Genomic DNA, 26234 nt, shown 5'->3' on the forward strand with positions numbered 1-26234 from the left:
TTCCCTAGAAAGAGAACCTTGTAGAAGCCTCTCAAAAAAAGAGAAAAATCAAAATGGCAGACCAGAAACTATTTACGGATTTCCCGCCGGTCAATCGGGAAGCCTGGATTGCACTCATCCAAAAAGACCTCAAGGGCGCGGACTTTGAGAAGAAGTTAGTTTGGGAAACCGGAGAAGGATTTAAGATCCAGCCGGTTTATACCAAAGACGATATCGCCGACAAAGAATGGCTCACATCCAATCTTCCCGGAACCTTTCCGTTTGCGAGATCCACCCGTAAACTCGTTCAAGACTGGAGCGTCCGTCAGGACTTCGATTCTTCGAGCGTGGCCGAAGCCAATCGATTGGCAAAGGAAGCCGCGAACAACGGCGTAACCGCGATCGGATTTATCATAGAAAACAAAACCTCTCCGCAACGCGGAATTCCGGTGAACTCCGCAAAGGATTTGGAAGCGCTCATCGACGGACTTCCCTTCGATCAAGTCACGCTTCACTTTATCGCGGAAGAACGTTCTCCCGAAATTTTTTCCTGGCTTCCGAAGGGCAAGGTGCTTGTGGGCGGACTCGGATACGATCCGTTTCGGATTCTTCTCAAACATGGAAAGTCCGGAAAACATTCGATCCGATCCTTGAAAGAAATTTTGGAAACCTTCGCGTCTTCTTGGCCGCATTACAGAGGTTTGTCGATCTATTCTTCCACGTTCCGGGACGGCGGCTCCACGATCTCCGAAGAACTCGCGTTTACGTTGGCCGCGGCGGCCGAGTATGTGCAACAACTTCGAGAAGCGGGAATGTCCGTGGACACGATCTCTTCCCAGTTGATGTTCGAATTCTCCATAGGACCGGATTACTTTTTGGAAATCGCAAAGTTCCGCGCCGCGAGAATTCTCTGGGCCGAAATTCTAAAAGAGTTCGGACCCAAGGAAGAATCTTCTTCGCACGCGTTCTTAAGCGCGCAAACTTGCAGATACAATTACAGCGCCTACGATCCGAACGTAAACATGCTTCGCGCTACGACGGAAGCGATGTCGGCTGCGATCGGAGGTTGCGAAGTCATCAGCATTTCTCCATACGACAGCGTTTTGAAAACGGGAGATTCCTTCTCTCTGAGAATCGCGCGTAACATTCAACTTTTGATGAAACACGAATCGCATATCGACAAGGTCGTCGATCCTTCCGCGGGTTCGTATTATCTCGAATCCCTCACCGATTCGATCACGAAAAAGGCTTGGGAAATTTTCTGCGAAATCGAATCTGTCGGTGGGTTTTTGGAAGCGGTTCAAAAAGGAATCGTTCAAAAAAAGATTTCCGAATCCAGAAAGAAAAAGGAAGAAAACTTCGCGAACCGTAAGGAGATTCTTCTCGGAACCAATCAATATCCGAACGGAGAGGATAGAATTTCCGTTCCCGAGTTGAATCTGCGTAACGCGTTAGGCGACATCGAAAGCATTTCCGGTGAAATCACCTGCGAAAGAATTTCGGAATTCCGCGCCGGCGCGGGAATCGAAGAGATCCGTTTGAAAACCGAAGCCGCCGCGAAAAAATCCGGTAAAACTCCGACCGTTCTTCTTTTGCCGATGGGCGATCTCAAAATGAAAAAAGCGCGCGCGATCTTCTCGCAAAACTTTCTCGCATGCGCGGGAACGAAGGTCGTCGATCCGGGAAGTTATGCGACACCGGAAGAAGCGTTGCAAGGTTTGAAAGAAACGAACGCGGACATCGTCGTTTTCTGCACGAGCGACGAGGAAGTGGCGGGTTTTGTGGATTCTACGTTCGCGCTTTTGAAAAGGCAGAATTCGAACCTTCTCGGAATCGTTGCGGGAAATCCGACCGAACAAATCGATTCTCTGAAATCTAAGGGAATCGAATTTTTTATCCACGTCAAATCCCAACATTTAGAAACTCTGAAGTCGATTCAGAAAAGGCTGGGCATCCAATGAAACGTCCGAGTTTTGATTCAAAACGTTATGCGTCACAGAGCAACGGAAAAATTTCCAAATCCGATTGGGAAAAATCCGCGCTCGGGGATCTGGGTTTAAGTTCCATCGAACAAACCCTTTGGAATACTCCCGAAAAAATCCCGGTCAAACCGGTTTATACCGCGGAAGACATCGCGAAGATGGAGCACCTCGACTACGTCGCGGGAATTCCTCCTTACTTACGCGGACCGTATTCCACGATGTATGTCCAACAACCTTGGACGATTCGTCAGTACGCGGGCTTTTCCACCGCGGAAGAATCGAACGCATTCTATCGTAGAAACTTAGCCGCAGGACAAAAAGGTCTTTCGGTCGCGTTCGACTTGGCGACTCACAGAGGATACGATTCCGATCACGAACGTGTGGTCGGCGACGTCGGTAAGGCCGGTGTTGCGATCGACTCGGTTCTCGATATGAAGATTCTTTTCGATCAGATTCCTTTGGACCAAATGTCCGTATCGATGACGATGAACGGCGCGGTGATTCCCGTGCTCGCGTTTTATATCGTCGCCGCGGAAGAACAAGGGGTCAGCGCGGATAAACTTTCGGGAACGATTCAGAACGATATTCTCAAAGAATTTATGGTGCGGAACACGTATATCTATCCGCCCGCGCCTTCGATGAAGATCATCGCCGACATTTTCAAATACACTTCGGACTTCATGCCTAAGTTCAACTCGATTTCGATTTCGGGTTATCACATGCAGGAAGCCGGAGCGACTGCGGACATCGAACTCGCCTACACTCTCGCGGATGGTCTGGAATATCTCAGAACCGGGATCAAAGCGGGAATGGACGTGGACACGTTCGCTCCCCGTTTGTCCTTTTTCTGGGCGATCGGAATGAATCACTTTATGGAAATCGCAAAGATGAGGGCCGGTCGTCTTCTCTGGGCGAAACTCGTAAAACAATTCAATCCTAAGAATTTAAAATCCCTCGCGCTTAGAACACACTGCCAGACTTCGGGTTGGAGTTTGACCGAACAAGATCCGTTCAACAACGTCGCGCGGACTTGTATCGAGGCGCTCGCCGCGGCTCTCGGCCACACGCAGTCGCTTCACACAAACGCGCTCGACGAAGCGATCGCGCTTCCGACCGACTTCTCCGCGAGAATTGCAAGAAACACGCAGATCTTTTTGCAGGAAGAAACGAACATTCACCGTGTAGTCGATCCTTGGGGCGGCTCGTATTATGTGGAAGCCCTCACACATTCTCTCGCGCACCGCGCTTGGGAACTGATCGAAGAAGTCGAGAAGTTAGGCGGAATCGCAAAGGCGATCGAAACCGGAATTCCAAAGATGAGAATCGAGGAAGCCGCCGCCCGTAAACAAGCAAAGATCGACTCGGGAAGAGACGTGATCGTCGGAGTCAACCGATACAAGGCCGTCGAAGAAAAACCCTTAGACATATTAGATATCGATAATACAGCCGTCCGCGAATCCCAAATCCGCAGATTGCAGGAACTGAAAAAAAATCGAAACAACGCCTACGTGACCGCCGCTCTGGATGCGATCACAAAATGCGCCGCAGGGGGAGAAGGAAATCTTCTCGCGCTCGCGGTGGACGCGGCCCGCAAACGAGCTACGTTAGGCGAAATTTCCTACGCTATGGAAAAAGTATTCGGAAGATACCAAGCTACGATCCGTTCGATTTCGGGGGTTTATTCTTCCGAGATCGAAGACGATCCCGATTTCAAAAGAGCGAAAACTCTTTCGGACAAGTTTGCGACTCTGGAAGGACGTCGTCCGAGAATCATGGTCGCCAAGATGGGACAAGACGGACACGACCGAGGTGCGAAGGTGATTTCGACCAGTTTCGCCGATATGGGATTCGACGTCGATATAGGACCTTTGTTTCAAACTCCTGCGGAAGCCGCAAAACAAGCCGTGGAAAACGACGTGCACATTCTCGGAGTTTCGAGTTTGGCCGCGGGTCATAAAACCCTCGTTCCACAAGTGATCGGCGAACTGAAAAAACTCGGAAGAGAAGACATCATGGTCATCGCGGGCGGAGTCATTCCGCAACAAGACTACGACGTTCTTTACAAGGCGGGAGTGACGGGGATCTTCGGACCGGGAACTAAAATTTCCAAAGCGGCCGCGGACATTCTCGAACTTCTCATCAAAGATTTAGAAAATTCTAAAGTAAACGCCTAAGGAAGAATCGTCCCTTGAGCTCTGGAGAACAATCCGGGATTCCTTCCGGCGGAGGAATCCGATCGACTGGAATCTCCAGAAAGGCATTGCCTTCCGCGGAAGAATTCGTAAAAGGAATTCTTTCCGGAGATAGGGTGATGCTCAGTCGCGCAATTACGTTAGTCGAAAGCGCGCGTCCCGATCACAAAGAACTCGCCGAAAAGATCGTAGACGCTTGTCTTCCGCATTCGGGCAATTCGATTCGAATCGGAATCACGGGAATTCCCGGAGTCGGCAAAAGTACGTTCATCGAATCCTTCGGTATGAACGTGATCTCTCATGGCAAAAAACTCGCGGTGTTGACCATCGATCCTTCGAGTCAGATTTCGGGAGGAAGTATTCTCGGAGATAAAACGAGAATGTCCGAGCTTTCCAGAAACGAATCCGCGTTCATCCGCCCTTCTCCCTCCGGAGACTCGTTAGGCGGCGTTGCGCGTAAAACGAGAGAAACGATCTATCTTTGCGAGGCGGCCGGTTTCGATACGATCTTTGTCGAAACGGTCGGAGTCGGACAATCCGAGACGGCGGTTCATTCGATGGTCGATTTGTTTTTGCTTCTTCTCATCGCGGGCGCCGGCGACGAACTCCAAGGAATCAAACGGGGAATCATGGAAATGGCGGATCTGTTCGCGGTCACCAAAGCGGACGGAGACAACAAGATGCGCGCCGAAAGGACGAGAATCGAAACACAATCCGCGATTCATTTTTTTCCCGCACATGAAAACGGATGGATTCCGAAAGTTCTTTCTTGTTCTTCCCTCAACGGAGAAGGAATCGGAGAAATCTGGAATCAAATTTTGGAATATGAGAAAACCTTAAAGTCCAACGGGCATTTCGAAATCAGAAGAACGAACCAGGCCAAGTATTGGCTGGAAGAAACCGTCTCCGAACATCTCATCGGCGATTTTTATACCCGTATGAAGGATCTCTACGGCGACATGGAAGACAAAGTTAGTCGTCACCGCATCAGTTCTTTTCAAGCCGCCGAAAAACTCATTCAAGAATACAGAAAACGCATTCAGGAATAGATCCTTTCGGACCTGTAGAAACCGGAATTCGTTCCCCAAAACCTAGTTTCCCGCCGAACGAAACGGATTTTTCGAACCCTATTTTTTCCCGAATTGGAACTTTTTTTCTATGAGATTGTCATTCCTTTTCCAAAATGAAGAATACAATTTACATAGAAGGAATCGATCCGTTTAAGCCGGTAAAAAATTTATTCTTGCATGTATATCTGACAGATACTATCTGGTAGATATACTGCTTCCGAAAACAATATAGATATAAAACTATTCGGAAGTAAATCGGACTTAACAGGGTTGCAGGCAGGTACCGTGAAAGTTATTCAAATTCTCTCCTTATTCTTCGTTTCATTAACGTTGTTTCATTGCGCTACGTCTTCTGCGGGAATTGCGACGAGCAATATTCCCGTCGCGGATCGCAAATACAAAGTGATCGGTCCCGTGGAAGGTCACAAAACCTGGAATACTTTCGACATTGCAATCGTGGGAGTTCCCCTCTCCGAGCCCCCGATCGACAAGGTGGTCACGACGATGTTGACCGAAAAGGAAGCGGACGCTCTGATCAATATCCGCTATTGGACGGACAAATACATTCTTCTTTTTATCACCATCAACAGACTGCATATCAATGCGGAAGCGATCAAATTCGAGGATCAACTCAATGACCAGAACGGTAAAAAAAGAAAATAAGCGCATAACGTTCTTTGCGATCATTCTCTTTTTCGTTTTGGGAAATTGTATGGGTGCGACTCTGTTCGAACCCGGTGGAAGAGTTCGCGGTCCGGCGCTTTACGAATCGGCGACGATCATCCGTACTTCCGGCTACGACATTCTGGAAGAATCGGAAGGAGAATCCTCCACGTTCTTCTTATTCGGAATGATCCCGGTCACCAATCCGATTAGCATCGATTATGCGCTGAGTCAGGCGGTTCAAAAAGTTCCCGGCGGAAGAAGTCTCGTGGGAATCAAGGTCTGGCACGAAACGCACGTTATGTTTCCTCTCGGCACGGTTTCCGTTTTGAAAGTGAAGGGAAACGTGATCGGCAACAAGGAAGAATCGGAACGATTGAAGCTCGAACTTCAAAAGAAAGAAGCCGCGGAAGCGGCGGCCAAAGACGGAAAACAAAACGTGGAATCTTCTCCGTCGTCTTCCCCTTCCTCTTCGGGAGGAATTTCGGTGGGCGGCGGCAAACGTTCTTCGGATTCCGGTTCCCAGGAATCGGGCGGCATTTCCGTCGGCGGGAAAAAGAAGGATTAGTATGTTCTTATATCGTTCATTCCATTCTTTGAATATTCTAAAAAGAAAGAATGTTTTCTTCGTTTTGTTTTTGCTCTTCGGCTTCGCGTTTTTCAACTGCGTGAGACCGGAGGTCGTTTCGCCGAGCGATTCTCAGAGTCAGATTTATGCGGCCGCGAGTTATCTCGCAAACAAATGCGGAACCCCGATTCCCGCTCCGTTTCCGGTCGTTTTAGAGGACGTTCAACAAAAGAACCTGGATCTTTGTACGATCGCGATCACAAGATCGGAATGCCCTTTCGTTTCGTATCCGTTCGCATGTGTTCTTCTTTACGTGGACAAACCTCTGGACGATATTCCCTGGTATCTCAACTTTCAGGAAACATTCGTAAAAACTAAAATACAGTAAGGCAGATGATGAAACTTATCAGAAACATATTGATCATTCTTCTCGCCGCTCCTGCATCGGAACTCTTTGCGGAAGTTTCCTTTCGCGCTCGGGTTTATTCCCGTACTAAGAATTCGGGAGAAGCCAACATCACGGTTCGACTTTCCGAAACCAAAAAATTCTATCAAACCGATGCGGAAGGTTATTTCGAAGCCGTGCTTCCTTCCGCCGGGACTTATACCTTTCGGATTTTGAGAGATACGGGTATGCAGGAGATTCGTCAAGAAGTCGGAGACACTTCGGAGACGGTCGTTCTTTATACGGACAAGTCCGTTTCTTCGAGCGGAATTTCCAAAGGCGGAATCAACGTAACAGGTGAACGGGAAAAACAAACGATGTCCCGTACTAAACTTCGTTTCGAGGAGATCAAACGGATGCCCGGTACTTTCGGCGAACCTCTTCGTTCCATCGAAACGATTCCCGGCGTGGTTCCCGTTTCTGCGTTCGGCGGGGGCGCGAGCAATTACGTATTCCGAGGCGCGGACCCGAACACGAACCTTTATCTTTACGACGATCTTCCGATTTTGTATCCGTTTCACTTCGACGGTTTGACGGCGACCATCAACGGGAACCTGATCAAATCCATGGACGTTTATACGGGAGTTCTTCCCGCGAATTTTAACAACGCACTCGGGGGGGTGATCGAAATCGAATCTCCCGATAAGGTGGAACGTTCCCAGGGAAATTTTTTGACTTCCCTTTGGGCGGCTTCCGCGAACTATCAAACCACGTTTGCGGGCGGGAAAGGTTATATTCTCGGCGCGGTGAAAGTCGGTTATATCGATAAGACCTTCGAAACGTTAGGCAACCTTTCCGGCGGAAGTCTTCTTCCCGACGGCGTAAGGCTTCCTCGTTATACGGATTCTCAAGTGAAGATGGTCTATAACTTCAACGATCATCATCAGATTTCGTTTTATTCCTTAACCGCAAAAGACGACTTCGCATTAAATCCTCCCGCAAAACCGCAGAACGATCCGACCAAGGATCCTTTCGCGGCGTTTGCGGGCGGGAATCTTTCCGCGGGTCAAGGATATCGTACACAAGCGTTTCGTTATATTTGGAGACCGACCGAAAAATTCTCCAATCGAATCACGTTTATCAGTTACGATCCGTTCGTCGATTTTAACGTTTCGCTCGGTTCGGTAAAAGGAAAACAACGCGGAAGCGGGGCTTACAACGGAATCCGACAAGATGCGTATTGGGATCCGAACAAACATTTCACGTTGGAGTTCGGTTCCGAAATTCGTTTTCTCAACTACAAAACGACGGGAACCACGATCCAACAAACCGATCCGAACAACCCGGACCCGAACCCGTATGATACGGCGACTCCGGATTTTAGAACCGTTCCCGATACGAACCGAGTTCAGAGCAAATACTACAACGCTTATACGACGATGAAGTTTAAGTTCGGAGGTTTGCTCATCGAACCCGGCGCGAGATACGATTACATTCCTTATATTAAGAACGGAGCGCTCGGTCCTAAGACGCAGGTTTCTTATAAGTTCGAAGGAATCGGAAAAGGAACGACCGTTTTCGGGGGCGCGGGAGAACACTATAACTTTCCGTTGACGACTCAATTCTCCGAACAAAGCGGAAATCCTCACTTGAAGTTTCAAAAGGCGTTTAAATACGGCGGGGGGGTCGATCAACAGGTCACTTCCGATTGGCAGGTAAAGGGAGAAGTTTTCAAACAGGAATTTTCGAACCTGATCGTGGACGATCCTTACATCACGAGTTTTATAGGAACCAATCCGGATCAGTACGGAAAAGTAACTCAGCCGTACATTCTCAACAAACCCCTCAACTATTCCAACAACGGAACGGGTCATTCTCGCGGTTACGAATTGTTGGTCCGTAAGACAGCCGCTCCGGGAACAAGAGATTGGTTCGGTTGGATTTCTTATACGTGGTCTCAGACATTCAGAAATTCTAATATTTATAAACCGGACGCGATTATGGATCCCGTTGCGACCGGACCGGAACAAAGATTGCTCGCGCAGTCCTATCACAACTCGAAAGAAACCCTTTATGCTTACGATCGCACGCATATCATCAACATGGTTTTCGGTTGGAGATTCAGTCAGGATTGGCAGTTCGGTGCGAGATGGTCTTACTTGACCTCGACTCCGATTACTCCGATCGTGGGAGACGACGGCGGTAGATTCTCGAATCCGGCGAACAATCAAACGATCTGGGTTCCCGTTTCCGCAAACAACCCGTATCTTGCGGATTACACAAACACGAAACGACTCGCGGATTATCATAGATTGGATATTCGGATCGACCGGTTTATCAACTACGAATGGGGTTACGTGAACACATTCTTCGAAGTCATCAACGTTTATATGAGGCAGAACGTTTCGGGTCAGGACTTCGACGTTACGCGTCCTTTCTCGGCTACGAACCCGAAACCGAGTCAGACGTTCGGAACTCTTACGTTGCCCGGAGGAACGGTCATTCCTTTCTTCAACGTAGGGATCGAGGTGAAGTTCTAATGAAAAGAAATCGATTCAAGATCGCAAAAGAATGGATCGGAAATCTTTCGTATTTGCTGATCGTGTTGTATCTTATCGGAAACTGTAACAATCTTCCGAACGAAGACGACAGTTATAACCGCGACAACGAAAAAAGGGTGATTCTTCAGTATCTTCTTTTGCCTCCTACGGATGCGCTTCAGTCCTGCGTGAATTCTTTACAGGCGGCGCAAACCTGTTTGAACAAGGCTCCCGATTTACCCACTCCTCTTTCGGAAGTCGCGATCGTAACCTTATTCAGCGGAGGAGACGCTTCGATCGGAACGTTTCAAAATTTTTGTACGGGTTTGTTGAATTCTTCCACGTTCGTAAAATTTACGAATCGCGCCAAAGCCTGCGTGATGGATTGCAATCGTTCGTATTGGGTAAGTAAGAATTCTGCGGGAACCTGCGGTGAAAGCGGGCTTTCTCAGATATCGGGGTTGTCGAACGGAACGTTTTCTTGTACGAAAACATGCGTAAGCATTTCGGGACAATAAAGGATGAAAGAATCGTTCCTAAAGAGAACTCCTGAAAACTGAGTGACTTCGATGTCGGTTTTAAAAAATAAAGAATATTAGAGGATCCAGATTATGACTATGTTTTTGGTTGAATACGGCGAGACTTTCATTTTTGTCGTTATGCTCGTAGCAAGTATCGTTGCTCTCGCGGTAGGCACTGAAAGAATTTTGATTTTTCGCAGAAACCTGAGAAACACGGACGCCATTCTTCCCATCTTAACGTCCGAAATCAGAAAGGGCGATTGGAACGCGTTAAAAATAGTCGCGTCCGAAAATCCTGGAAACATCTACGCAAAATTTTCACAATTCTCGGCGGAACACTACGAGGTCGGTCACGACGCTCTTTCCGAAATGCAGGAAGGAAAAATCATCGGAGAAAGAGTCGATCTCGAAAATCACCTTCCGATTCTAAATACTCTCGGTAACAACGCGCCCTTTATCGGTCTTCTCGGAACGGTTCTCGGGGTCATCAAAGCGTTCTACGGTTTGGGAACTTTGGGAAGCACCGGAGCGGAATTCGTGATGAGAAGTATTTCCACCGCCCTTCTCGCAACCGCCGCGGGTCTCGGAGTCGCCATTCCGGTCGTAATGGCGAACAACTATTTTACGCGAAAGTTGAAAGTGATTCAGGCGAATTTAGAGATTCTTTCCAAAGAGTTTCTTGCAACTCTTTCCCGCAAGAAATAGACTCATAAGGAGAACGTGAATTATGGCAGGCTCTGCTCCCTCCGGCGACGGAGAAGAAATAGGCAATATCAATATCACTCCGATGGTGGACGTGATTCTGGTTCTTCTGGTGATCTTTATGGTGACCGCGAACTTCTTAAAGAAAGAATCGATCAACATCAATCTTCCGAAGGTGGAAGCGGCGGATCCGAACGTAGCACAATCGGTTCAGGTCGCGTTGACCAAGGACGGAAAAATTCTTTTGGAAGGATCGGACACTTCCATCGAAAAATTGAAGGCTCATTTGGAACGCGATTCCAAAATCAGGCCGAACATGCGTCTGACTCTTTCGGCGGATTCTTCCCTGCCGTATGGAAAGATCGCGGAAACGATGGGCGTCATCCGCAAAGCCGGAGTTACGAAGATCGCGCTTTCGGTTAAACGTTAGGCGAAATAGGTAAGGTTTTCATGGTAAGCGTTCCCGAAATCAAACAGAAGATCGTCCAATTCGGATTGTTCCGTTTTTGTCTGATCGCTTCCTTCGTTTTACATTCCGTAACGATCGGAGCCTACTTCATCGCGACGTATATTCCCGACGCGGAAATTTCTTCCGATGATCTGGAAGCTCAGGACGTGGAAGTGGATCTGGAAGACATTCCCCCCGAATTGATCGGTGGAACTTCTTCTCCCGCGCCCGTTGAAAAACAGGAATGGGTGGAAGGTTCCAATCAGAACGCGGACGATCCGATCGACGAGGATCTCAATCCGAACGCCCTTTCCGGGAACGGAACCGATAAGGACGGATTCTTATTTTCTTATAACGGAGATAAAACTCCGACTCCGATCATCGATTTCGATCTTCGGGACTTTTTTCCTCCGCAGGCCAAGTCCGCGGGAATCGTTTCCAAACAGGTTGTGGTCATCGTTCAGATCGACGAACAAGGAAACCTACAAGGCGCTAAGATCGCCTCCGGAAAAGCGGGATTCGGTTTTGACGAAGCGGCGATTAAGATCGTCAAACTCGCTCGTTGGAGTCCCGGATACGTTCAGGGAAGACCGACCAAAATGTCGCATCGGGTTCCGATTTCGTTCAATTTGGAAGATTGATCGTTTCGATTTTTGAAAGTTCCCTCTTTGCGAATTTTTTTTCGTTTTCCGATTCAAGAAACGAAACGGGACTCGTTTTCAAAATTAAAAAATTTCTTGCGGTGAAGATTTAAAAGTTCATACTTCATTCTTGGTCGAAAATCGACCAGCTGGAGACAAAGATGAATTTGAAAGCGTTTGCTTGGATCGGTTTATTATTTCTTACTTTGCCGATTCTATCGGTACCCACTCCTCCTTCCTTGGAAAACCAAGTTAAGAATTCCGATTATATCGCGTTGACTCGCATCACGAACGTCCGCGAGAAAAAAATTTCCGAAACTTCGATTTCGGTCACCGCCACGGTCGAAGTTTTGAAACCTTGGAAAGGCGCGGAAAAAATTCCCGCTAAGTTCGAAATCGGTTTTATGATTTTCCCCGAGCTTTTGGGAAAATGGCTGAAGGCCGCTCCTCCCGAAGGAGATTACATTCTATTCTTAAATCAAAAAACCGTAAAGGACAGCAAGGGCAACGAGTCCTCTTTGATCGCTTTATACGAACCGCATCCTTTCGCGTTTAAGGAATATTCCAGAGAAACGGAAGACAAGATCCGCGAAGTCATTCAATCCCAGAAAGGGAATTAAGAGAATTAGTATATGAGAATTTTAAAATATTCTATTTTATCGTCGGTTTTACTTTTTTGCGTTCATACTTCGATCTTCGCACAACCTTCCTTGCGCGGTCTCGGAATGAAACAGGAATCGTCCGAACTTCTTTCTTCCTTAAAGGAAACGAATCCGTACGGAATCTCTCACAGAGGACTCGCTTCGAGCGTGGATCTTTCTTCTTCCATGCCTCCGGTCGGAAATCAAGGAGAACAAGGCAGTTGTGTCGCTTGGTCCACCGCATACGCGACCAAAAGTTTTCAGGAGTACATCGAACGTAAGGGTTCCAAGGATTGGTCTTTGAGAACTTCGGACGGCGCTCCGAATTACGGAAAAATATTCTCCCCCGCGTTTATCTACAATCAGATCAACGGCGGACGCGACAACGGATCCTTGATCTCCGACGCGATGCGCGTGATGGTGGAAATGGGAGCGGCTCCTTGGGAAACGATGCCTTACAACGCCGCCGATTATAGAACTCGTCCTCCGCAAGCGGCGATCGACGCGGCTTCCAAATACAAGGCGAAGGAATTCTTACGCGTAAAAACGACCGATATGAGCGAGGTCAAGGCCCAGCTTGCGGAAGGGAAACCGGTGGTTGCGGGAATTTTGGTGTATGAAAATTTCTTCAATCTCAAGGGAGATCAGATCTACAAAGAAGGTTTGGGGAAAACCTACGGAGGTCATGCGATCGCGATCGTCGGTTATGACGATTCCAAAAACGCGGTGAAGTTCATCAACTCTTGGGGAACCGATTGGGGCGATCAAGGTTACGGTTATATCGATTATCGTTGGTTTACCCGAATCTGCCAAGGCGCGTTCGTAATGATCGATCAGGTGGAAACCGTCAGCGATCAGGGAAAACCGGATTCCAATACTCCCGAACCTACGAGTGTCGCGAGTGATTCCAATCCCGTCGCGCCGTCTTCGATCACGGCTTCTCAGGGAAGTTTTACGGATAAGGTTTTGATCAACTGGGAAATCGTTCCCGGCGCGATCGGTTACGAAATACATAGAAAGGGTCCGGGAGATTCCGACTTTGCAAAGGTGGGACTTTCGGGAACGAACAGCTTTAACGACGACGGGGTTCAACCCAATCTCGCGTATCGTTATAAGATTTTGACTTTGACGGATTCTTCCTCTTCCGATTTGTCCCAAGGAGAAGTGATCGGTTTTGCAAAAACGGAAGAATTAAAACCTCCTCCCAAAGTGTTGGGCGTCAAAGCCACTCAGGGTCAATACGACAACAAGGTGGAACTCGCTTGGGAACCGGGCGATTCTTCCTCCGAATATCAGATTTTTAAATGGAATAAAACCCAGAAGAGATACAACCCGATCGGAAATTCCAAGATCAACAGTTACGTGGATAACTCCGCCGCGAAAAAAGGCGTTGTGGAAATCTACGTCGTGTCTGCTAAGCTGAACGGCAAAACCGGAGAACCTTCCGATGCGGCGAGCGGTTTTACGGCTCAACCGAAAACCCCGCCTGCAAAACCCCTGGGACTGATCGCGAGCCGAGGCTCTTATCAGAACAAGGTGGAATTGAAATGGCAAAAAGTTTCCGGCGCTTCCAAATACTACGTGTTCCGATACGTTAAGTCCGGTTGGATCGGCGGCGGAGCTTGGGAAAAAATTTCCGAAACGGGAACGGAAGAATTCATCGATGAGAATCTTCCCGCACGTTATGCGTATTACTCCGTAACCGCCGTGAACACGGACGGAAAGAACGGACCGTTCTCCAGTTTTGCGTACGGTTTTACGGACCCGAACAAACAAAGAGGAGTAAAACTCGCTTCCCCCGAAAATTTGAAAGGGGTTTTGGACGCGAAGACGGCCAAGATCAGTTTGACCTGGGATAAGATGAAAGAAGCGTCCGAATATTACGTTTTTCGCAAGAAGAGAGGAGAATCCAAATGGACCTTCCTCGCCTCTTCGGGTAACAAAAATTCTTTCGTAGCCGACGTTCCCGAAAAGGAAATTCTCTTTTTGTATTCGGTGACTTCCAAAACGGATCTGGGCGGTGAAAGCGGAAATTCTCTTCCCGTTTCCGCAGTGCTTTCGACGGCGGTGACCGCTCCGAAAAAAAGAACGTTCGGCGGAGATTCGAGTCTTGAAAAATTCAAAGGTCCTTGGACCGCGATGGCTTGGGACGGAAACAACGGAGTAAGTCAGGTTCTTTTGGAAATCGAAAGTTCGGATAACGTCAATTACACGGTGAAATTCAATAAGAAGAAGATCTTCGAAGGAAAATACGTGGAAGAATCCCCGATCATCGACAAGGACGGAAAGTTCAAAATCGAGATCGAAAAAACGGGAGACGCCCTTTCGGTTACGATGAAGGATCCTTCGATCGTAAATCAGAAATCCAATCTTTCTTTCTTAAAAGAATAATCGAACTATACGATTCGCTCGGTTGCAAAAGCCGAGCGGATTCGATTCGAAAGTTTCGAGTTGATTGTCGTCGATCGATTGAAAACCGAAACTCGCTTGCAAAAAAGATAAAGGCCTCGTTCCAAACACGGGGCTTTTGATTTAAGGAACGAGCCCGAGTTCCTTGGCGAGTTTAAAGATATTTCCCTTTTCTTTCAATTTCAACAGAAGTTCGTCCGAATTCAGAATCTTATTCACGACCGATTCGGGAAGATTCTGCATATCCATAAAGATTTCCTTATATTCTTCGATCGAAATTTTCGTACAGAAAAGATTCGCCTGGAAATAATAAACCTGGTGGGTGATTAAAAAGTTCAAAGAATCGATGTCTTCCAAGGCTTCCGCGGTGATGATCGCTTCCCTGTTGTCCGAAAGTCTTCTGCAATAATCGATAAAGGCGAGGTTGTCCAAAAATTTCGTAAGATCCTGATCGGCCTTGAATTTAAAACTGATCGGATCGAGTTTGAATTCCTTGATCATTTCTCCGAGATCCAAAACGATCTGGTGGCTCTGACTTTTGACTCCGAAGTCGTCCGCGGCGAAACTGATTCCGAAATTCCAAAATCTTCTGCACACGCTTTTCAGAGTGATCTCCGCTTCCTCATACGGTTTTTCGATCAGTTCCATTCTTACGAGAGCCGGGTTAAGGTTTTGATTGAGAAGAAGATTGTGAAAACGAGTCACCTTTTCGTCGGTATCGAACGTATCGATCAGGGTTTGCGGCGATATGTTGAATTTCAAAAGACCGGGAGCTCCGTTGCAGCACATGGTCAGTTTTTCCAAAATTAAAAGTTCGATTCGGTTCAAATCCTGATCGTGAGGAATGTCCCGAATGAGATCCGCATAACCCGCGTAAGCTTCTCCGCCCACAAAAACCTCTCCGCCCTTCATCGAATACATATGGGTTTTGTGATTGTAGTGGATGATCGGCTGGATCACCGCGTCCGCTTTTTCGCCCGCGAAATAATCGTTCACACGATTGAGATACGTCCAACTCCAACGGATGAGATTGTCTTTGAGATTTTTGAGAGAAGAAACTTCCAACTCGTGAAAGATTTCGTCGACATAAGAGATAAAATTACACTGGGTTCTTGCGATTCCGAAATCGAAGTTCATCGATCCGTTTTTGATCGAAACTTCCCGGAATCTTCCGAGAACCGAATCGAAGTTTAAAAATCCGTTTCCGTTCGAGCCGTTGACCTGAACGGGCGCGACTCCGATCAGAAGATTCTTCTTATCTCCGTAACAGTAATAAGAATAATGATTCTCCGCGCCGGGATGTAGTTCCGAAATTTTGATCGGAACCAGTTGAAGAAAGTCGAGAAAGGATAAGGATTTGATGTCTTGAAAGCGAAGTAGAACGATCGGTTTGCCCCGATTCTCGTTGATAAAGACGTTTTTAAATTGTTCAATTTCTCCTTCGTCAAAGGAGCGGATCTTCGGACTTTTAGAAGTTGTCATTTTAGCCTTTGTTATGCAAAAGATCCGTTGGTTATCGGATGAACGTCCGTTAAGGAACGTCTCGATTAAAAGATCCGATGAACGAATTTCTTTGTAAAGCCTAAAAGGAATATTTTCCGGATTCCAAAGTTCCCATTTTCAAATCTGATATTTTCTTCAGTGTCGAACCCGTGTTTTGAACGACAACGTTACCCACGATTGTGACCTTTTGATCGAATAATACCTCGCCCTGGACGGTCAACGAGGTGCATTGCACTAAAGAAGGAATCTCAGGAAAGAGTCGATTGAAGTCTTGGATCTTTTTATAATGTTTCTCGTCCAGGGTAATCAACACTTCGCCTAACCCCGATTTCTTTCTCTCTTCGGACATCGTGATCGAAAAGTTTTCCAGAAGACGATACGCGTCCGATCTTCGCACGAGATAGTCTTCGCATTTTTTTACGGGAGCGAATCGGTCCCGAGGAATGATGATTCCTTTTACCTTGTTGAAATTTCGGATCGCGGAGCCCATCGCGGTTTCGAGTTGTAGGACTTCCTTTCCGTCGATCGTTTTCGGATTTACGATCAACGAAAGTTCGAAGTTTCCTTGAAGAATTCTTTCCCGAAGGGCGACCAGATCGATCCATAGATTGTTCGTAGAAAACGTTCTAAACTTGCCGAGTCCCTCGAACTCGTGCATATGATCCTGCGGAACCTGAGCCGTTTCCAACAATTGATAGTTTTCCGGTTTTCCGTTTACGATTCTTCTGTAAATCGCTCCGCCCTTTTTATCGGCGAGAGTTTTCGGAGTCATCTCCATACAGAATTCCAGTTTTTCCTTCAACATATAGGAAAGAATTCCCGGATGAACCGTTGCGCCTAAGTTATCTCCGTTGGAAACGAAAGCGATCTTATATCCGCTTTCGATCAACGTGTCCAGAAGTCCGGTTTCCAAAAGCGAGATCCAAATGTCTCCGTGACCCGGCGGACACCATTCTTCATCCGGATTTTTGCACGTAATCGGTGTTAGGTCCTCTTTCAAAAGACGGGGCACCTTATGTTGTAAAAAGGACGTGGGAAATTTCTGCACGAATCCGATCCGTTTCAATTCCGCCTGACTTTCCTTTTGTGTGTTAAAGCTGTCCATCAGGATCAAAGGAACGGAAACGTTATACTTCTTTTGAATGACTTCGGATTGTTTCGCGAAAATTTCCAGAAAGGACATTCCTTCCTTAAGCGGTATGAGGGATTTCGGACCCGAAAGTCCCATCGAGGTTCCGAGCCCCCCGTTGAGTTTGATGACCACGAGATTTTTAAGAATTTCCGGACCGGGAGAATTCTCCGCTTCGATTTGTTCCAAGGTGATTTCGTCCGAAGCCGGATCGAGGTCGCCCACTTCTTCCCAACGAACCATTCCGGTTTCGCCGTTTCGAACCTGATCCGTTTTTTTCAAAAAGTCCTGGATGAAGGTGGAAGACATACCTTCGGAAGACATTTTTTTTAAGATCGATTCTTCCGATTTTGCTTTTATCGAATCCATCGCACCACCGATTTGCTGTTGTATTGTTCGTCGAACTCGGTGAACTCGATCGAGAATTTCTCGGAAGGGTTCGATGGTTCGTAAAAAAGTTTCGCTCTTACTTCTCTTCCTTTGCCGGGAATTTCCTTGGGAGCCTCTTCGCTTTCCGCATATAAGGGAAGAAAAACGAGATACGTATAAATGTAAACGGTTCTATCCGAAGTTTTTTTATAAACCAAAACGCCTTTTCCGGTCAGATCGCGTTTTAGAAGTTTCGTATAGGCGACGGGAAATAACTTTCCCCAGGCTTCTTTGAAATTTTTCTCCATACCGGAATGGGTCGGGATATTTGAATAGACAGCCGAAGGCAGGATGAAAAAAATCCAAAGGGAAAGAATCAGCTTCTTTGTTTTCATGAAAGACTCTGACAGTCTTGTCTTTTCACCCCATAACTTCAAGCCATTCTCATGAAAAAAATCATATCCGCTCTTAGAACGTTTCTCTATTTCCTTTCGGAAATTTTAGAATTTATCCTTTCCGTAATCTCGTCCTTTTTTCCATCCAACGTAGATCCGAACCTTTCCCGAGGCGATCTCTACATCGTAACCGGTTATCTTTCGGGGACCCTATTCTATTCCAAACTTCGCAGAGCCTTGGAAGCCAAGGGTTATCAGCCGAGAATTTTGAAAGTTCCCTCCCTGTTCTTCAATACGAAAAAGGCCGTGGAAGTTCTTGCGAAACAGATGGATCAGATTCCGTCGAAGTCGGTTTTACTCGCGCACAACACGGGCGGGCTTTTGACCTTGCTTCTTCCCGATCGAAGCCGTCAAAAAATCCGCGGACTTGTCACTTTGGGAACTCCGTTTCGAGGAAGTCATTTGTTTTCCGTTCTTCCCGTCGGCGGGTTTCGTTACGGTTCTCCGTATTTGAAAGAACTCTTCAAAACGTTTTTGTTTATGGACCGATTTCATCCGCTCGCGCCTTTGAAAGAATTTATTTTTCTTCCCGCTTCTTCTTCCGTTTACGGTGAAGAACGGGATCTTTGGTTCGATATTCCGGGGAACTACAATCAGGTGCGTAAAGCGGAGAATATTCGTACGATTCTGGAATTTTTAGTGTTTCATTATCCGAGCTACGCAGCCAAAGAATCGGAAAAGACCGCCGCCTTAGCGGCGTTAAATGCTTCCAAATCGCAGACAAAACGGATTACAAATGCCGTGGAAACTGTGAACGGCAAAAAAGGAATCGTTAAGACTACGACTGCAAACTCGGCAAAGGTTCGGTCGAAGAAATCGGTTTCCAAACAAAAAACGAAGTCTGTCGCAAAACAAAAGTCGGGCCTTTCTGCGAAGAATCCACCGAAAAAGAAACCCCCTTCCGTTTCGGCAAAAGGGAAACCCGTTCATTCAGGTGCATTCGCTAAAAAGAAAAAGAAACGTTAGACGAAATTAAAAAGTTTGCTGCTTCGATCTTGAACAGAGATAGGAGACGAAGTTATGCGCGTCACAAATCGCCAATTTGAATACATTTAAATCTGGAAGAATCAATATTCATAACTTTTGAAAGAAAGCTGACTCGATCAAAGCATCGCGGATCCAAAATGATTACTTCCTCAATTGAAGTATTTTTTGCTACAAAAAGTATGCTATTAAGCTCGCAATCATATTCATTAAAATTGACTCCCCAAATAAAAAGTCTTTTAACATTTTCGAGCCAATTGACTGCTAAATGATGATTGTGATTTAATTCATTGTAAACATTAAGCTTTCCAACGATCAAATGATGTTCGTTGGAAATGTCATAGACTTTTTTCCTCTGAAGTATTTCCAATATGTTCTCATCTATTGATAATTCAGTAGGCAAAATCAGACTATGAGGAAGCCCAACTCTTCCGTGCAGTTGGATTAGATTAGGAAATTCATTTTTTCTGCTCCAGAATAACTCATCCCAGTTTAGAGTTATATAACCTGTATTAAAAAAAGAATTCTCCGTTCCAATGTGATCAAGTAAACTTTTTAAATCTTTCCTTAAGCTAATTGATCTATCATTTTCGGCTTCCTTAAAGTTTCTGCATAGCTCGTTCTTAAATTCATTAATTTCTTCAAGAGTAGGCAAGAGATAAACTTTTTCAGGGCTTCTTAAAAATCCATTACGTAAAATTCGGAAAACAAAAGATATAACGGATAAGCAATACGAAGCGGTTGATGACGTTGGGTTCCTGAATAATGGTGATTGAAATTCGCTACTCAGCCATTTATGTTCACGCAAGGTCTTTAGAACAGGTTCCCAACCGTTCATTACTGCTCCATTCCCTATGATTACGAGATGTTCATATCCTTTAGGTTTAAAATCTAGATCTTCAGGAGATTTTAGAAACCTTACCAAAGGAAATTCAGATAGCGGATATAGATTTTCCATACTTTATAATGGCGCCTAATGTAACTTCCGCGTTGATCGGCGTTTTACTTCGAGGTTTTTGGAATCGCAAGCCGAGATTGATCATACAGAGTGTCGTCCGAATCGAAAACGGATTCGGATACGGCGAGAATTTCGCCGGACCGGAGAGAAACCACTCGAATCTGAAGCAAGAACGTCTGATCGTTAAACTGAACCGTTCCCAAAACCAGAAGATCCACACCCGCTAACTTTCCGATTTCCAAATTCTCATCCGAAAGAACGAGCCCCGTCTTTTGAAAACTTTGCTCGTCGATCAATCGGTTGAGTTGGGATTTTTCCACGAGGACTATTTTTCCCGGTTCGGACATCTGCGGCAAAAGTTGAGAAGCGATCGTAACACCCAAAACGGTGGAAGCGCCGACTTCGTTTAACAACGGAAGAATGGCGAGTTTCAAAGCGTTCTTTTTATCCGGGAAGGAATTCTCACGATTGGCCGCGATCTGTTTTTTTAAGCTGGAAGAAACCTCCGCTAAAACCTCGTTCAAAGGTTTGGGAAGATTTCGTTTAGATCCGCGTCCTGCGCTTGCGCAATCCACAAGCAGAATCAAAGATAGAAATATAATAAAAATTGAATGTTTCATTAGAAATATTTCACCAAGGTGACTCGGTTCCCCGTGGAATTAAACTTAACGACGTCGAATGTGGAAAGAGCGAACGCGATTCCCCTGGTTTGCAAAGAAGTGGTTTCGTCCGTTTTGGAAAGCGCCTTTCGAACGATTCTCGCGTGATTGAATCCCTTCCCTTCGTCCGTGATTCTATAACCTACTTTCTGTCTGGAAAGAAAATATTCCACGAGAATTTTTTTATCCCTATAATACGGATCGTTTTGCCGGGTAAGAATAAACTGAAAGTAATTTCCGTTCTTTAAGGATCTCGCTTTGTCCTCGTTGGATATGTTTAGGTTTCCGTGTTCGATCGCGTTGATGAGCATTTCCCGGAGACTGGTTCGGATGGAAAGTGTGATCGTCGGATCGGTAAATCGTACTAGGTTGAACGTAAGTCTTTGGCTGAGAAGTTCCGCGTTTTGCAAATAGTTGTTCATGGAAAAAACGATTCGTTCCTCGTCCAAAAATCTTCCCATCAGATCCTGATCGGGTTCGAACGCCCTCCCCAAAATGTCGCGTCCCGATTCGTGTTCCAAAATCTGAAGACGAACTTGGAGTTCCTTCGGTTCCTTCAGATATTTTTGAACGAAGTCCGCACGAAAATAAACCGGTTTTCCCGTGGAGGACAATTCCTCCATTCTTTCCATCACATACAGTTTTTTGAATGCGTCTTCGAGTCCGCCCGTGTTGTACATGAGTTCTAAAAAATTCTTTCCGATCACGTCCTGGGGTTTGAATCCCAAAAACGTGGAAATGGATTTGTTGCTTCCCGTGATCGTTCCGTTGGAATCGAGATCGAAAAGAAAATCCTCTTCTCCTTCGTAAAGATTCTTGTATTGAACCGCGGATTGTTCGTGTCTTTGTTTGAGAAGATTCAACGTAGTCGCTTGGGTTTCCAAGTTTAAGGAAAGTTGTTTGATCCGATCCGCGAGTCCCAACGAAAGAAGAGCGACCTCGATCGCCGAACCGATCTGCAATCCCCACTGCGTGAAAAAATTATCCGGAAAAATTCCGAACGCCTTCATCGCGTATAAAAAACTTCCCAAAATCAAAACGAACCAAGCCGTTAAAAAGAATCTCGCGGGGCGATGTCCTTTCCAAACGCATTGAAGGCTGTTGACTAAAATCAAAGCGAGAACGATCAACAAAACGAGAATGCTCGAAACCACGCTGAACGTATAACTGAAAAAGGTCAAAGAACCGATACAGCCGAACGCGCAGATCGCCATGATCGGATAGTAGAAACGGTTCGTGATCGGAGTGATCTTGGCGGATTCCAAAAACGATTTTCCGAAAAGACAGGCCGCCAAAAAAGCGGAGAACATAAAAAACGGAAGGCTTACGTTTCCCCACTGCGGGTTATTCGGCCACAAAAATTGAAAGGACAATCCGTTCAACGTAAGCTGAAACAGAATATCAAAAAAGATGAATATACTATAGTAAAGATAACTTCTATCCCGAGTCGTCAGCAAAAGAAACAGATTGTAGATGAACATCACGGTCATGGTTCCGTAATAAAAACCGAGCGCCGTGTATTCTTTCGCGGTTTGTTCCAAAAACTCGGTTCTGGAATACGCGGACAAAGGAACGATGATCGAACTTTTCGATTCGATCCGAAGGTAATAATCGTTTTTGGAAAGCGGAGGTTCGCTCAACTGAAACGGAAAGTTTCGATTCTCCGCAAGCCGGGAAGAAAACGGAAGTTCGTCTCCGGAAACAACCAAAGGCTCGTTCCCGTTTCGAACCGAATAAAATTGCAAAGAATCGATCAAACTGTATGAGAAAAGAAGAACCCAGTTCCTCGTTCCTTTTTCGGGATTGGCGACCGGAATCCTTACCCAAATCGCCGCCTCCGAATATCCAAGACTGTTGTTAAAAAGAGGAATGGATTTTCCGGAACGAAACACTTTTTGAATTTCGGGAAAGGAAAGTTTTCCGGACTTGTCCTCGTAATACGTTAGATACGGTTGAAGATCCCAGTCTTCCATCACAACGTTCGGTTCGAACTCGGAAGAATGCGCTCGATCGGTTTCGTTTTGGGAAACGTCCTGAGAATGGACAACGGAAAGAACTCCGGAAAAAGCCAACGTCAAAAAGAAGAAGGCGATTTTTTTCCGGAGTTTTAAAATCACAACAAACCTTTGAGAAAGCGGAAGAAGTCCGCGGTTACGATAAACGTTCCGATGCTGCTTCCGATTTGAGGAAGCATAAACACGAGAAAGATACGGATCACGTTGTTCTTCCAATATCCTTTCCAGTGTTCCGAATCCTGGGCGATTCTTTCGAAATCCTCCACAAGAGGTTTACGAAGCCAAGACTCGCATAACGCGGCGACCCAACCCGGTTTGATGATCGGGTTGAAGTTTCCGACGGGAGCCGCCAAAAACGCGAGAATCACGGACAAAGGATGTGCGAGAGAGATAATGGCGCCTAACGCGGCCAATCCGCCTTTGACGAGAATCCAACGAAGAACGAAATCTTGTCCTTGTTGTCTTCCTCCGAAATAAAAAACGGTCAGGATCAAACCGAGAAAAATTCCGGGAACCAGCAGTCCTTTCCAACGGTCGAGCGCGGTTTTTTGAGGAAGATGGTCGAGTGGAGCGATGTCCCGTTCTTCCTGGATCTGATTTACGATTCCTTGTAAATGACCCGCGCCGACAACCGCGAAAATTTTCTTTCCTTCCTTTGCGGAATCCCGGATCTTTTGAGCGAGATAAGAATCTCGTTCGTCGATGATAACGTTCTTAATGGATTCATAACGTTTCGGAAGTTGGGAGAATAGATCCTTGAGGACGTCTTCCGATTTCATCTCTTCGATTTTTTCCTCGGAGATATCCTCTTTCACGAACAAGGAAGTCAACAGAGCGGAAAGAAGAAGCATACGATTGAAAAATCCGATGTTCCACCAGGCTCTTTTTAAGGTTGTCGAAACTTCCCGATCGATCGGAACGATCTTCGCTCCGATTTTTTCGCCTTCGAAGATCGCCATTCTCATCTCGTCGCCGGGACGGATGGAACCCTTGCCGAGTTTTTTCTGAAACGCGGAAAGAATCAGACTCGAAAGAAGAAGATACATTTTTCTTTCTTTAAAAACTTTGAATATATCCAGTTTCTTCCAGTGTTCGCTGTCCTTTACGGAACGCATTCTGGAATTACAGAGTTCGACGCAAACCGTGTCCGGCTTTTCTTCCCGGATGATTCTTTGCACCTCGTCGATACTTTTTTGGCTGATATGAGCCGTCCCGAGAATCGTAACGGTCGCCTTGCCGAGTTTGATCGTTTCGATCGGTTCCGAACCGGAAACTTTTTTCTTACGTTCGGGTTTTGTCTTTTCTTTGAGTGATGTTTTTGCCATTCCAAAAGCAGTGTATGAACCGAGACCGAGGGAGTAAAATGAAATTCTACCGTTTCGGATCCGAAACTCGGTTCCGTGGTAATCGCTTCTTTCGAACGTCTCAAAAAAGTATTGAAGAATTCGAGACGATCCAATATTGTCTTGTTACTCTTTTTAGAACTAGAACTAATACCGGGATATCTGGATCAAATGCTCGCAAAAGGATCGAAAGTAGTCAACGTAGGAATCGCGGACATACAAGCCGCCCAATCTCCGGAGATTTTAAGAACCACTTTGGGTTCCTGCATCGGAGTCGTGTTTTACGCTCCCGAGAAAAAGGTCGGGGCGATGGCTCACTTTATGCTCTCCAAGGATCCGGGAGGAAAAGACTCCCAAAAGAATCCTTTCAAATACGCCGAAACGGCCATTCCCTTATTGATCAAAAAGATGAGCGAAATGGGTTGTAATCCCGGAGATTATTCCGTGAGACTCTTCGGCGGCGCCTCCATGTTCAAGGGGGTTCAATCAAGTTTTCTACAAAATATCGGAGAGCAGAATATTCTTACCGCGAGAGCCATCTTAGAACAAAGTAAAATTCCATTGATCGTAGAAGACGTCGGCGGCAACGACGGAAGGACCATCAGTTTGTACTTGGACGACGGTCGCGTTCTTTTAAAAAAAGGCGGGTTTGAAAAGTACCTCTATAAGGTCAGGTAAGAAAAAGATGAAAGAAAAAATAGACCAGCTCTTTTTAAACGACGCTCAACTTCCTAGAATCTCATCCGTAGTAACGAAAGTGATGCAGATGGTTCAAAAACAGGACGTGGCGATTCCCGATCTTGCAAAAGAAATTTCGAACGATCCCGGACTTACCACCGAAGTGATCAAACTTTCCAACTCGGCTTATTACCGGGCGGCAAAGCCGATCAAAACCGTACAGGAATCCTTAATGACCTTGGGAATCAAAACGGTAAAGGATATCATTCTTCTTACCGCGGCGAGAGGGATCTTAAAAAAAGATCTCAAAGGATATCAAGTAGAAGCGGAAGACAACTGGATTCATTCGTTGACGGTCGCCGAACTTTCCAAAAGAATCTGCGAACAAAAAAAACTCAAAGTAGGATCGGATCTCGCGTTTACAGGCGGACTTCTGCACAATATCGGCAAGGTCATTCTCGCGGATTTTTTTCCCACGGTCATCGTCAATCTCAGGGAAGAATTAAAAGCACATTCCTCTTCCTTTGAAGAATTGGAACGAAAACATTTCGGTTATTCTCACGAGGAGACGGGCGCTAAACTATTAGAAAAATGGAATTTTCCAAAAGAATTAGTTCACGTCGCTCTCAACTATGGTCATCCCGAAGACGAGAATGAATTTCCCGAATTGGTTGCGGTGATTCACGTATCGCATTCCATTTCGGTTGCGGCCGGAGTGGGAATCGACATCGCCGGTTTGTCGACTCCGATTTCCAATAAAGCTTTGCAGATTTTAGGAATCACCGATTCTGACTTGCAGATGTATTACACGGTTCTTCCGGAAATACAGAAACATATCCGTGAGTTAATCCAGGCTTGAAAAAAAATTTCGCTTTGATCGGCCCGAGAGGGGTCGGAAAATCCAAGGTCTCTCGCAAACTTTCCAAAATAACGGGAATGCCCGTGGTTTCCACCGACATGATCGCCGTGTATGAGATCGGCGGGATTTCCATTCCGGACTTCATCCAAAAAAACGACGGAGATTGGAGAGCGTTTCGCGATTTAGAATTTAGAATCTTAGAAAAACTAAAATCTTCGCAAGGAATCATTCTCGATTGTGGAGGCGGGATTTTATTTGATTTGGATGCCAAAGGAAAAGAAATTCTCAGCACTCGAAAAACCGAACTTCTAAAATCGATCGCGACCGTTTTCGGTTTGTCTCGTCCCGTTGAGTCTTTGGTTGAAAAAATCCAAAATGATCCTACCCGGCCTCCGCTCAGCGCCGTAACTTCCTACCGAAATATCCTCGAAAGCCGTCTTCCATTCTACCGAAATGCCTCCGATTTTTATCTGGATATAGATGATTTGAAGGTCGAAGAGATCTGTTCTAGAATTCTGCAGAAAATCGAATATTGAATTGA

At 46.1% G+C, this 26234-nt stretch carries 24 protein-coding genes; 17 read left to right on the forward strand and 7 right to left on the reverse strand.

The genetic code is table 11. From position 1 onward, the window contains the following. Positions 1 to 53: 53 nt before the first annotated feature. From LEP1GSC052_RS00745 to LEP1GSC052_RS00805, 13 genes are all read left to right on the forward strand, one after another. Entirely contained in the window at positions 54 to 1940 is a 1887-nt protein-coding gene (locus LEP1GSC052_RS00745) for a methylmalonyl-CoA mutase family protein (protein ID WP_010572416.1), read from the forward strand. Further along, complete coding sequence (gene scpA / locus LEP1GSC052_RS00750; protein ID WP_010572415.1) at positions 1937 to 4135, forward strand: methylmalonyl-CoA mutase; 2199 nt, start codon at positions 1937 to 1939, stop codon at positions 4133 to 4135. Before LEP1GSC052_RS00745 ends, scpA begins: the two co-directional genes overlap by 4 nt. 14 nt (positions 4136 to 4149) lie before the next feature. Further along, positions 4150 to 5202, forward strand: coding sequence for a methylmalonyl Co-A mutase-associated GTPase MeaB (gene meaB / locus LEP1GSC052_RS00755; protein ID WP_010572414.1), 1053 nt, complete (start codon positions 4150 to 4152; stop codon positions 5200 to 5202). Positions 5203 to 5508: 306 nt separating this feature from the next. Next, positions 5509 to 5886, forward strand: a complete 378-nt coding sequence (locus LEP1GSC052_RS00760) for an LIC20211 family lipoprotein (protein WP_020985379.1) — start codon at positions 5509 to 5511, stop codon at positions 5884 to 5886. Beyond that, a complete protein-coding gene (locus LEP1GSC052_RS00765) occupies positions 5858 to 6454 on the forward strand; it encodes a hypothetical protein (protein WP_010572412.1) in 597 nt (198 codons plus the stop codon). Before LEP1GSC052_RS00760 ends, LEP1GSC052_RS00765 begins: the two co-directional genes overlap by 29 nt. A gap of 1 nt (position 6455) precedes the next feature. Beyond that, positions 6456 to 6842, forward strand: a complete 387-nt coding sequence (locus LEP1GSC052_RS00770) for a hypothetical protein (protein WP_010572411.1) — start codon at positions 6456 to 6458, stop codon at positions 6840 to 6842. A gap of 8 nt (positions 6843 to 6850) precedes the next feature. Next, positions 6851 to 9379: a TonB-dependent receptor plug domain-containing protein gene (locus LEP1GSC052_RS00775; protein WP_084492185.1), complete on the forward strand. Its 2529-nt coding sequence runs from the start codon at positions 6851 to 6853 to the stop codon at positions 9377 to 9379. Further along, on the forward strand, positions 9379 to 9897 hold the full coding sequence (locus LEP1GSC052_RS00780) for a hypothetical protein (protein ID WP_010572408.1): 519 nt from the start codon (positions 9379 to 9381) through the stop codon (positions 9895 to 9897). The genes LEP1GSC052_RS00775 and LEP1GSC052_RS00780 overlap by 1 nt, the downstream gene beginning before the upstream one ends. Before the next feature lie 93 nt (positions 9898 to 9990). Then, positions 9991 to 10605, forward strand: coding sequence for a MotA/TolQ/ExbB proton channel family protein (locus LEP1GSC052_RS00785; protein ID WP_020985448.1), 615 nt, complete (start codon positions 9991 to 9993; stop codon positions 10603 to 10605). 22 nt (positions 10606 to 10627) lie between these two features. Further along, the gene (locus tag LEP1GSC052_RS00790) at positions 10628 to 11032 is read left to right on the forward strand and encodes an ExbD/TolR family protein (RefSeq protein WP_010572406.1); all 405 of its coding nucleotides are present in this window, start codon (positions 10628 to 10630) and stop codon (positions 11030 to 11032) included. Positions 11033 to 11052: 20 nt separating this feature from the next. Beyond that, positions 11053 to 11691 carry an energy transducer TonB gene (locus LEP1GSC052_RS00795; RefSeq protein WP_010572405.1) on the forward strand — a complete coding sequence of 213 codons (639 nt, stop codon included), beginning with the start codon at positions 11053 to 11055 and terminating at the stop codon, positions 11689 to 11691. 161 nt (positions 11692 to 11852) lie between these two features. Beyond that, complete coding sequence (locus LEP1GSC052_RS00800) at positions 11853 to 12311, forward strand: LIC_20196 family exoprotein (protein ID WP_010572404.1); 459 nt, start codon at positions 11853 to 11855, stop codon at positions 12309 to 12311. 12 nt (positions 12312 to 12323) lie between these two features. Continuing rightward, positions 12324 to 14723, forward strand: a complete 2400-nt coding sequence (locus LEP1GSC052_RS00805) for a C1 family peptidase (protein ID WP_010572403.1) — start codon at positions 12324 to 12326, stop codon at positions 14721 to 14723. Between the two features lie 141 nt (positions 14724 to 14864). On the opposite strand, the gene LEP1GSC052_RS00810 is transcribed toward LEP1GSC052_RS00805, so the two are convergent. The 3 genes from LEP1GSC052_RS00810 to LEP1GSC052_RS00820 all read right to left on the reverse strand — a co-directional run bounded on the left by LEP1GSC052_RS00810 (position 14865) and on the right by LEP1GSC052_RS00820 (position 18137). After that, positions 14865 to 16223 carry an EAL domain-containing protein gene (locus tag LEP1GSC052_RS00810; RefSeq protein ID WP_010572402.1) on the reverse strand — a complete coding sequence of 453 codons (1359 nt, stop codon included), beginning with the start codon at positions 16221 to 16223 and terminating at the stop codon, positions 14865 to 14867. A gap of 100 nt (positions 16224 to 16323) precedes the next feature. Next, positions 16324 to 17742, reverse strand: coding sequence for a UTP--glucose-1-phosphate uridylyltransferase (locus tag LEP1GSC052_RS00815; protein ID WP_020985439.1), 1419 nt, complete (start codon positions 17740 to 17742; stop codon positions 16324 to 16326). Then, on the reverse strand, positions 17730 to 18137 hold the full coding sequence (locus tag LEP1GSC052_RS00820; protein ID WP_010572400.1) for a hypothetical protein: 408 nt from the start codon (positions 18135 to 18137) through the stop codon (positions 17730 to 17732). The genes LEP1GSC052_RS00815 and LEP1GSC052_RS00820 overlap by 13 nt, the downstream gene beginning before the upstream one ends. A gap of 51 nt (positions 18138 to 18188) precedes the next feature. On the opposite strand from LEP1GSC052_RS00820, the gene LEP1GSC052_RS00825 reads away from it, so the two are divergent. Continuing rightward, positions 18189 to 19163 (forward strand): lipase family protein, encoded by a 975-nt coding sequence (locus tag LEP1GSC052_RS00825; RefSeq protein ID WP_010572399.1) that lies wholly within the window; start codon positions 18189 to 18191, stop codon positions 19161 to 19163. 61 nt (positions 19164 to 19224) lie between these two features. On the opposite strand, the gene LEP1GSC052_RS00830 is transcribed toward LEP1GSC052_RS00825, so the two are convergent. From LEP1GSC052_RS00830 to LEP1GSC052_RS00845, 4 genes are read right to left on the reverse strand one after another with little or no spacing between them, the layout of a single operon-like run. Continuing rightward, on the reverse strand, positions 19225 to 20139 hold the full coding sequence (locus tag LEP1GSC052_RS00830) for a hypothetical protein (protein WP_010572398.1): 915 nt from the start codon (positions 20137 to 20139) through the stop codon (positions 19225 to 19227). A 44-nt stretch (positions 20140 to 20183) separates the two neighbouring features. Next, complete coding sequence (locus tag LEP1GSC052_RS00835; protein WP_010572397.1) at positions 20184 to 20759, reverse strand: FlgO family outer membrane protein; 576 nt, start codon at positions 20757 to 20759, stop codon at positions 20184 to 20186. Next, positions 20759 to 22915, reverse strand: coding sequence for a 7TM diverse intracellular signaling domain-containing protein (locus LEP1GSC052_RS00840; RefSeq protein WP_010572396.1), 2157 nt, complete (start codon positions 22913 to 22915; stop codon positions 20759 to 20761). The genes LEP1GSC052_RS00835 and LEP1GSC052_RS00840 overlap by 1 nt, the downstream gene beginning before the upstream one ends. After that, positions 22912 to 24138: a TraB/GumN family protein gene (locus LEP1GSC052_RS00845; protein WP_010572395.1), complete on the reverse strand. Its 1227-nt coding sequence runs from the start codon at positions 24136 to 24138 to the stop codon at positions 22912 to 22914. Before LEP1GSC052_RS00845 ends, LEP1GSC052_RS00840 begins: the two co-directional genes overlap by 4 nt. Before the next feature lie 189 nt (positions 24139 to 24327). Between LEP1GSC052_RS00845 and LEP1GSC052_RS00850 the strand changes: the two genes are divergently transcribed. From LEP1GSC052_RS00850 to LEP1GSC052_RS00860, 3 genes are read left to right on the forward strand one after another with little or no spacing between them, the layout of a single operon-like run. After that, positions 24328 to 24834, forward strand: a complete 507-nt coding sequence (locus tag LEP1GSC052_RS00850) for a chemotaxis protein CheD (RefSeq protein WP_020985435.1) — start codon at positions 24328 to 24330, stop codon at positions 24832 to 24834. Positions 24835 to 24841: 7 nt separating this feature from the next. Continuing rightward, complete coding sequence (locus tag LEP1GSC052_RS00855) at positions 24842 to 25693, forward strand: HDOD domain-containing protein (protein ID WP_010572393.1); 852 nt, start codon at positions 24842 to 24844, stop codon at positions 25691 to 25693. Continuing rightward, positions 25690 to 26229: a shikimate kinase gene (locus LEP1GSC052_RS00860; protein WP_010572392.1), complete on the forward strand. Its 540-nt coding sequence runs from the start codon at positions 25690 to 25692 to the stop codon at positions 26227 to 26229. Before LEP1GSC052_RS00855 ends, LEP1GSC052_RS00860 begins: the two co-directional genes overlap by 4 nt. The last annotated feature ends 5 nt before the right edge of the window (positions 26230 to 26234 follow it).

The organism is Leptospira kmetyi serovar Malaysia str. Bejo-Iso9 (assembly GCF_000243735.2).
In the GTDB taxonomy this organism is placed as follows: domain Bacteria; phylum Spirochaetota; class Leptospiria; order Leptospirales; family Leptospiraceae; genus Leptospira; species Leptospira kmetyi.

Coding starts and splice junctions, on each gene's coding strand:
- LEP1GSC052_RS00745 (WP_010572416.1), top strand. CDS start 54: ATGGCAGACCAGAAACTATTTACGGATTTCCCGCCGGTCAATCGGGAA.
- scpA (WP_010572415.1), top strand. CDS start 1,937: ATGAAACGTCCGAGTTTTGATTCAAAACGTTATGCGTCACAGAGCAAC.
- LEP1GSC052_RS00765 (WP_010572412.1), top strand. CDS start 5,858: ATGACCAGAACGGTAAAAAAAGAAAATAAGCGCATAACGTTCTTTGCG.
- LEP1GSC052_RS00770 (WP_010572411.1), top strand. CDS start 6,456: ATGTTCTTATATCGTTCATTCCATTCTTTGAATATTCTAAAAAGAAAG.
- LEP1GSC052_RS00775 (WP_084492185.1), top strand. CDS start 6,851: ATGAAACTTATCAGAAACATATTGATCATTCTTCTCGCCGCTCCTGCA.
- LEP1GSC052_RS00780 (WP_010572408.1), top strand. CDS start 9,379: ATGAAAAGAAATCGATTCAAGATCGCAAAAGAATGGATCGGAAATCTT.
- LEP1GSC052_RS00785 (WP_020985448.1), top strand. CDS start 9,991: ATGACTATGTTTTTGGTTGAATACGGCGAGACTTTCATTTTTGTCGTT.
- LEP1GSC052_RS00790 (WP_010572406.1), top strand. CDS start 10,628: ATGGCAGGCTCTGCTCCCTCCGGCGACGGAGAAGAAATAGGCAATATC.
- LEP1GSC052_RS00795 (WP_010572405.1), top strand. CDS start 11,053: ATGGTAAGCGTTCCCGAAATCAAACAGAAGATCGTCCAATTCGGATTG.
- LEP1GSC052_RS00800 (WP_010572404.1), top strand. CDS start 11,853: ATGAATTTGAAAGCGTTTGCTTGGATCGGTTTATTATTTCTTACTTTG.
- LEP1GSC052_RS00805 (WP_010572403.1), top strand. CDS start 12,324: ATGAGAATTTTAAAATATTCTATTTTATCGTCGGTTTTACTTTTTTGC.
- LEP1GSC052_RS00810 (WP_010572402.1), bottom strand. CDS start 16,223: ATGACAACTTCTAAAAGTCCGAAGATCCGCTCCTTTGACGAAGGAGAA.
- LEP1GSC052_RS00815 (WP_020985439.1), bottom strand. CDS start 17,742: ATGGATTCGATAAAAGCAAAATCGGAAGAATCGATCTTAAAAAAAATG.
- LEP1GSC052_RS00820 (WP_010572400.1), bottom strand. CDS start 18,137: ATGAAAACAAAGAAGCTGATTCTTTCCCTTTGGATTTTTTTCATCCTG.
- LEP1GSC052_RS00825 (WP_010572399.1), top strand. CDS start 18,189: ATGAAAAAAATCATATCCGCTCTTAGAACGTTTCTCTATTTCCTTTCG.
- LEP1GSC052_RS00830 (WP_010572398.1), bottom strand. CDS start 20,139: ATGGAAAATCTATATCCGCTATCTGAATTTCCTTTGGTAAGGTTTCTA.
- LEP1GSC052_RS00835 (WP_010572397.1), bottom strand. CDS start 20,759: ATGAAACATTCAATTTTTATTATATTTCTATCTTTGATTCTGCTTGTG.
- LEP1GSC052_RS00845 (WP_010572395.1), bottom strand. CDS start 24,138: ATGGCAAAAACATCACTCAAAGAAAAGACAAAACCCGAACGTAAGAAA.
- LEP1GSC052_RS00850 (WP_020985435.1), top strand. CDS start 24,328: ATGCTCGCAAAAGGATCGAAAGTAGTCAACGTAGGAATCGCGGACATA.
- LEP1GSC052_RS00855 (WP_010572393.1), top strand. CDS start 24,842: ATGAAAGAAAAAATAGACCAGCTCTTTTTAAACGACGCTCAACTTCCT.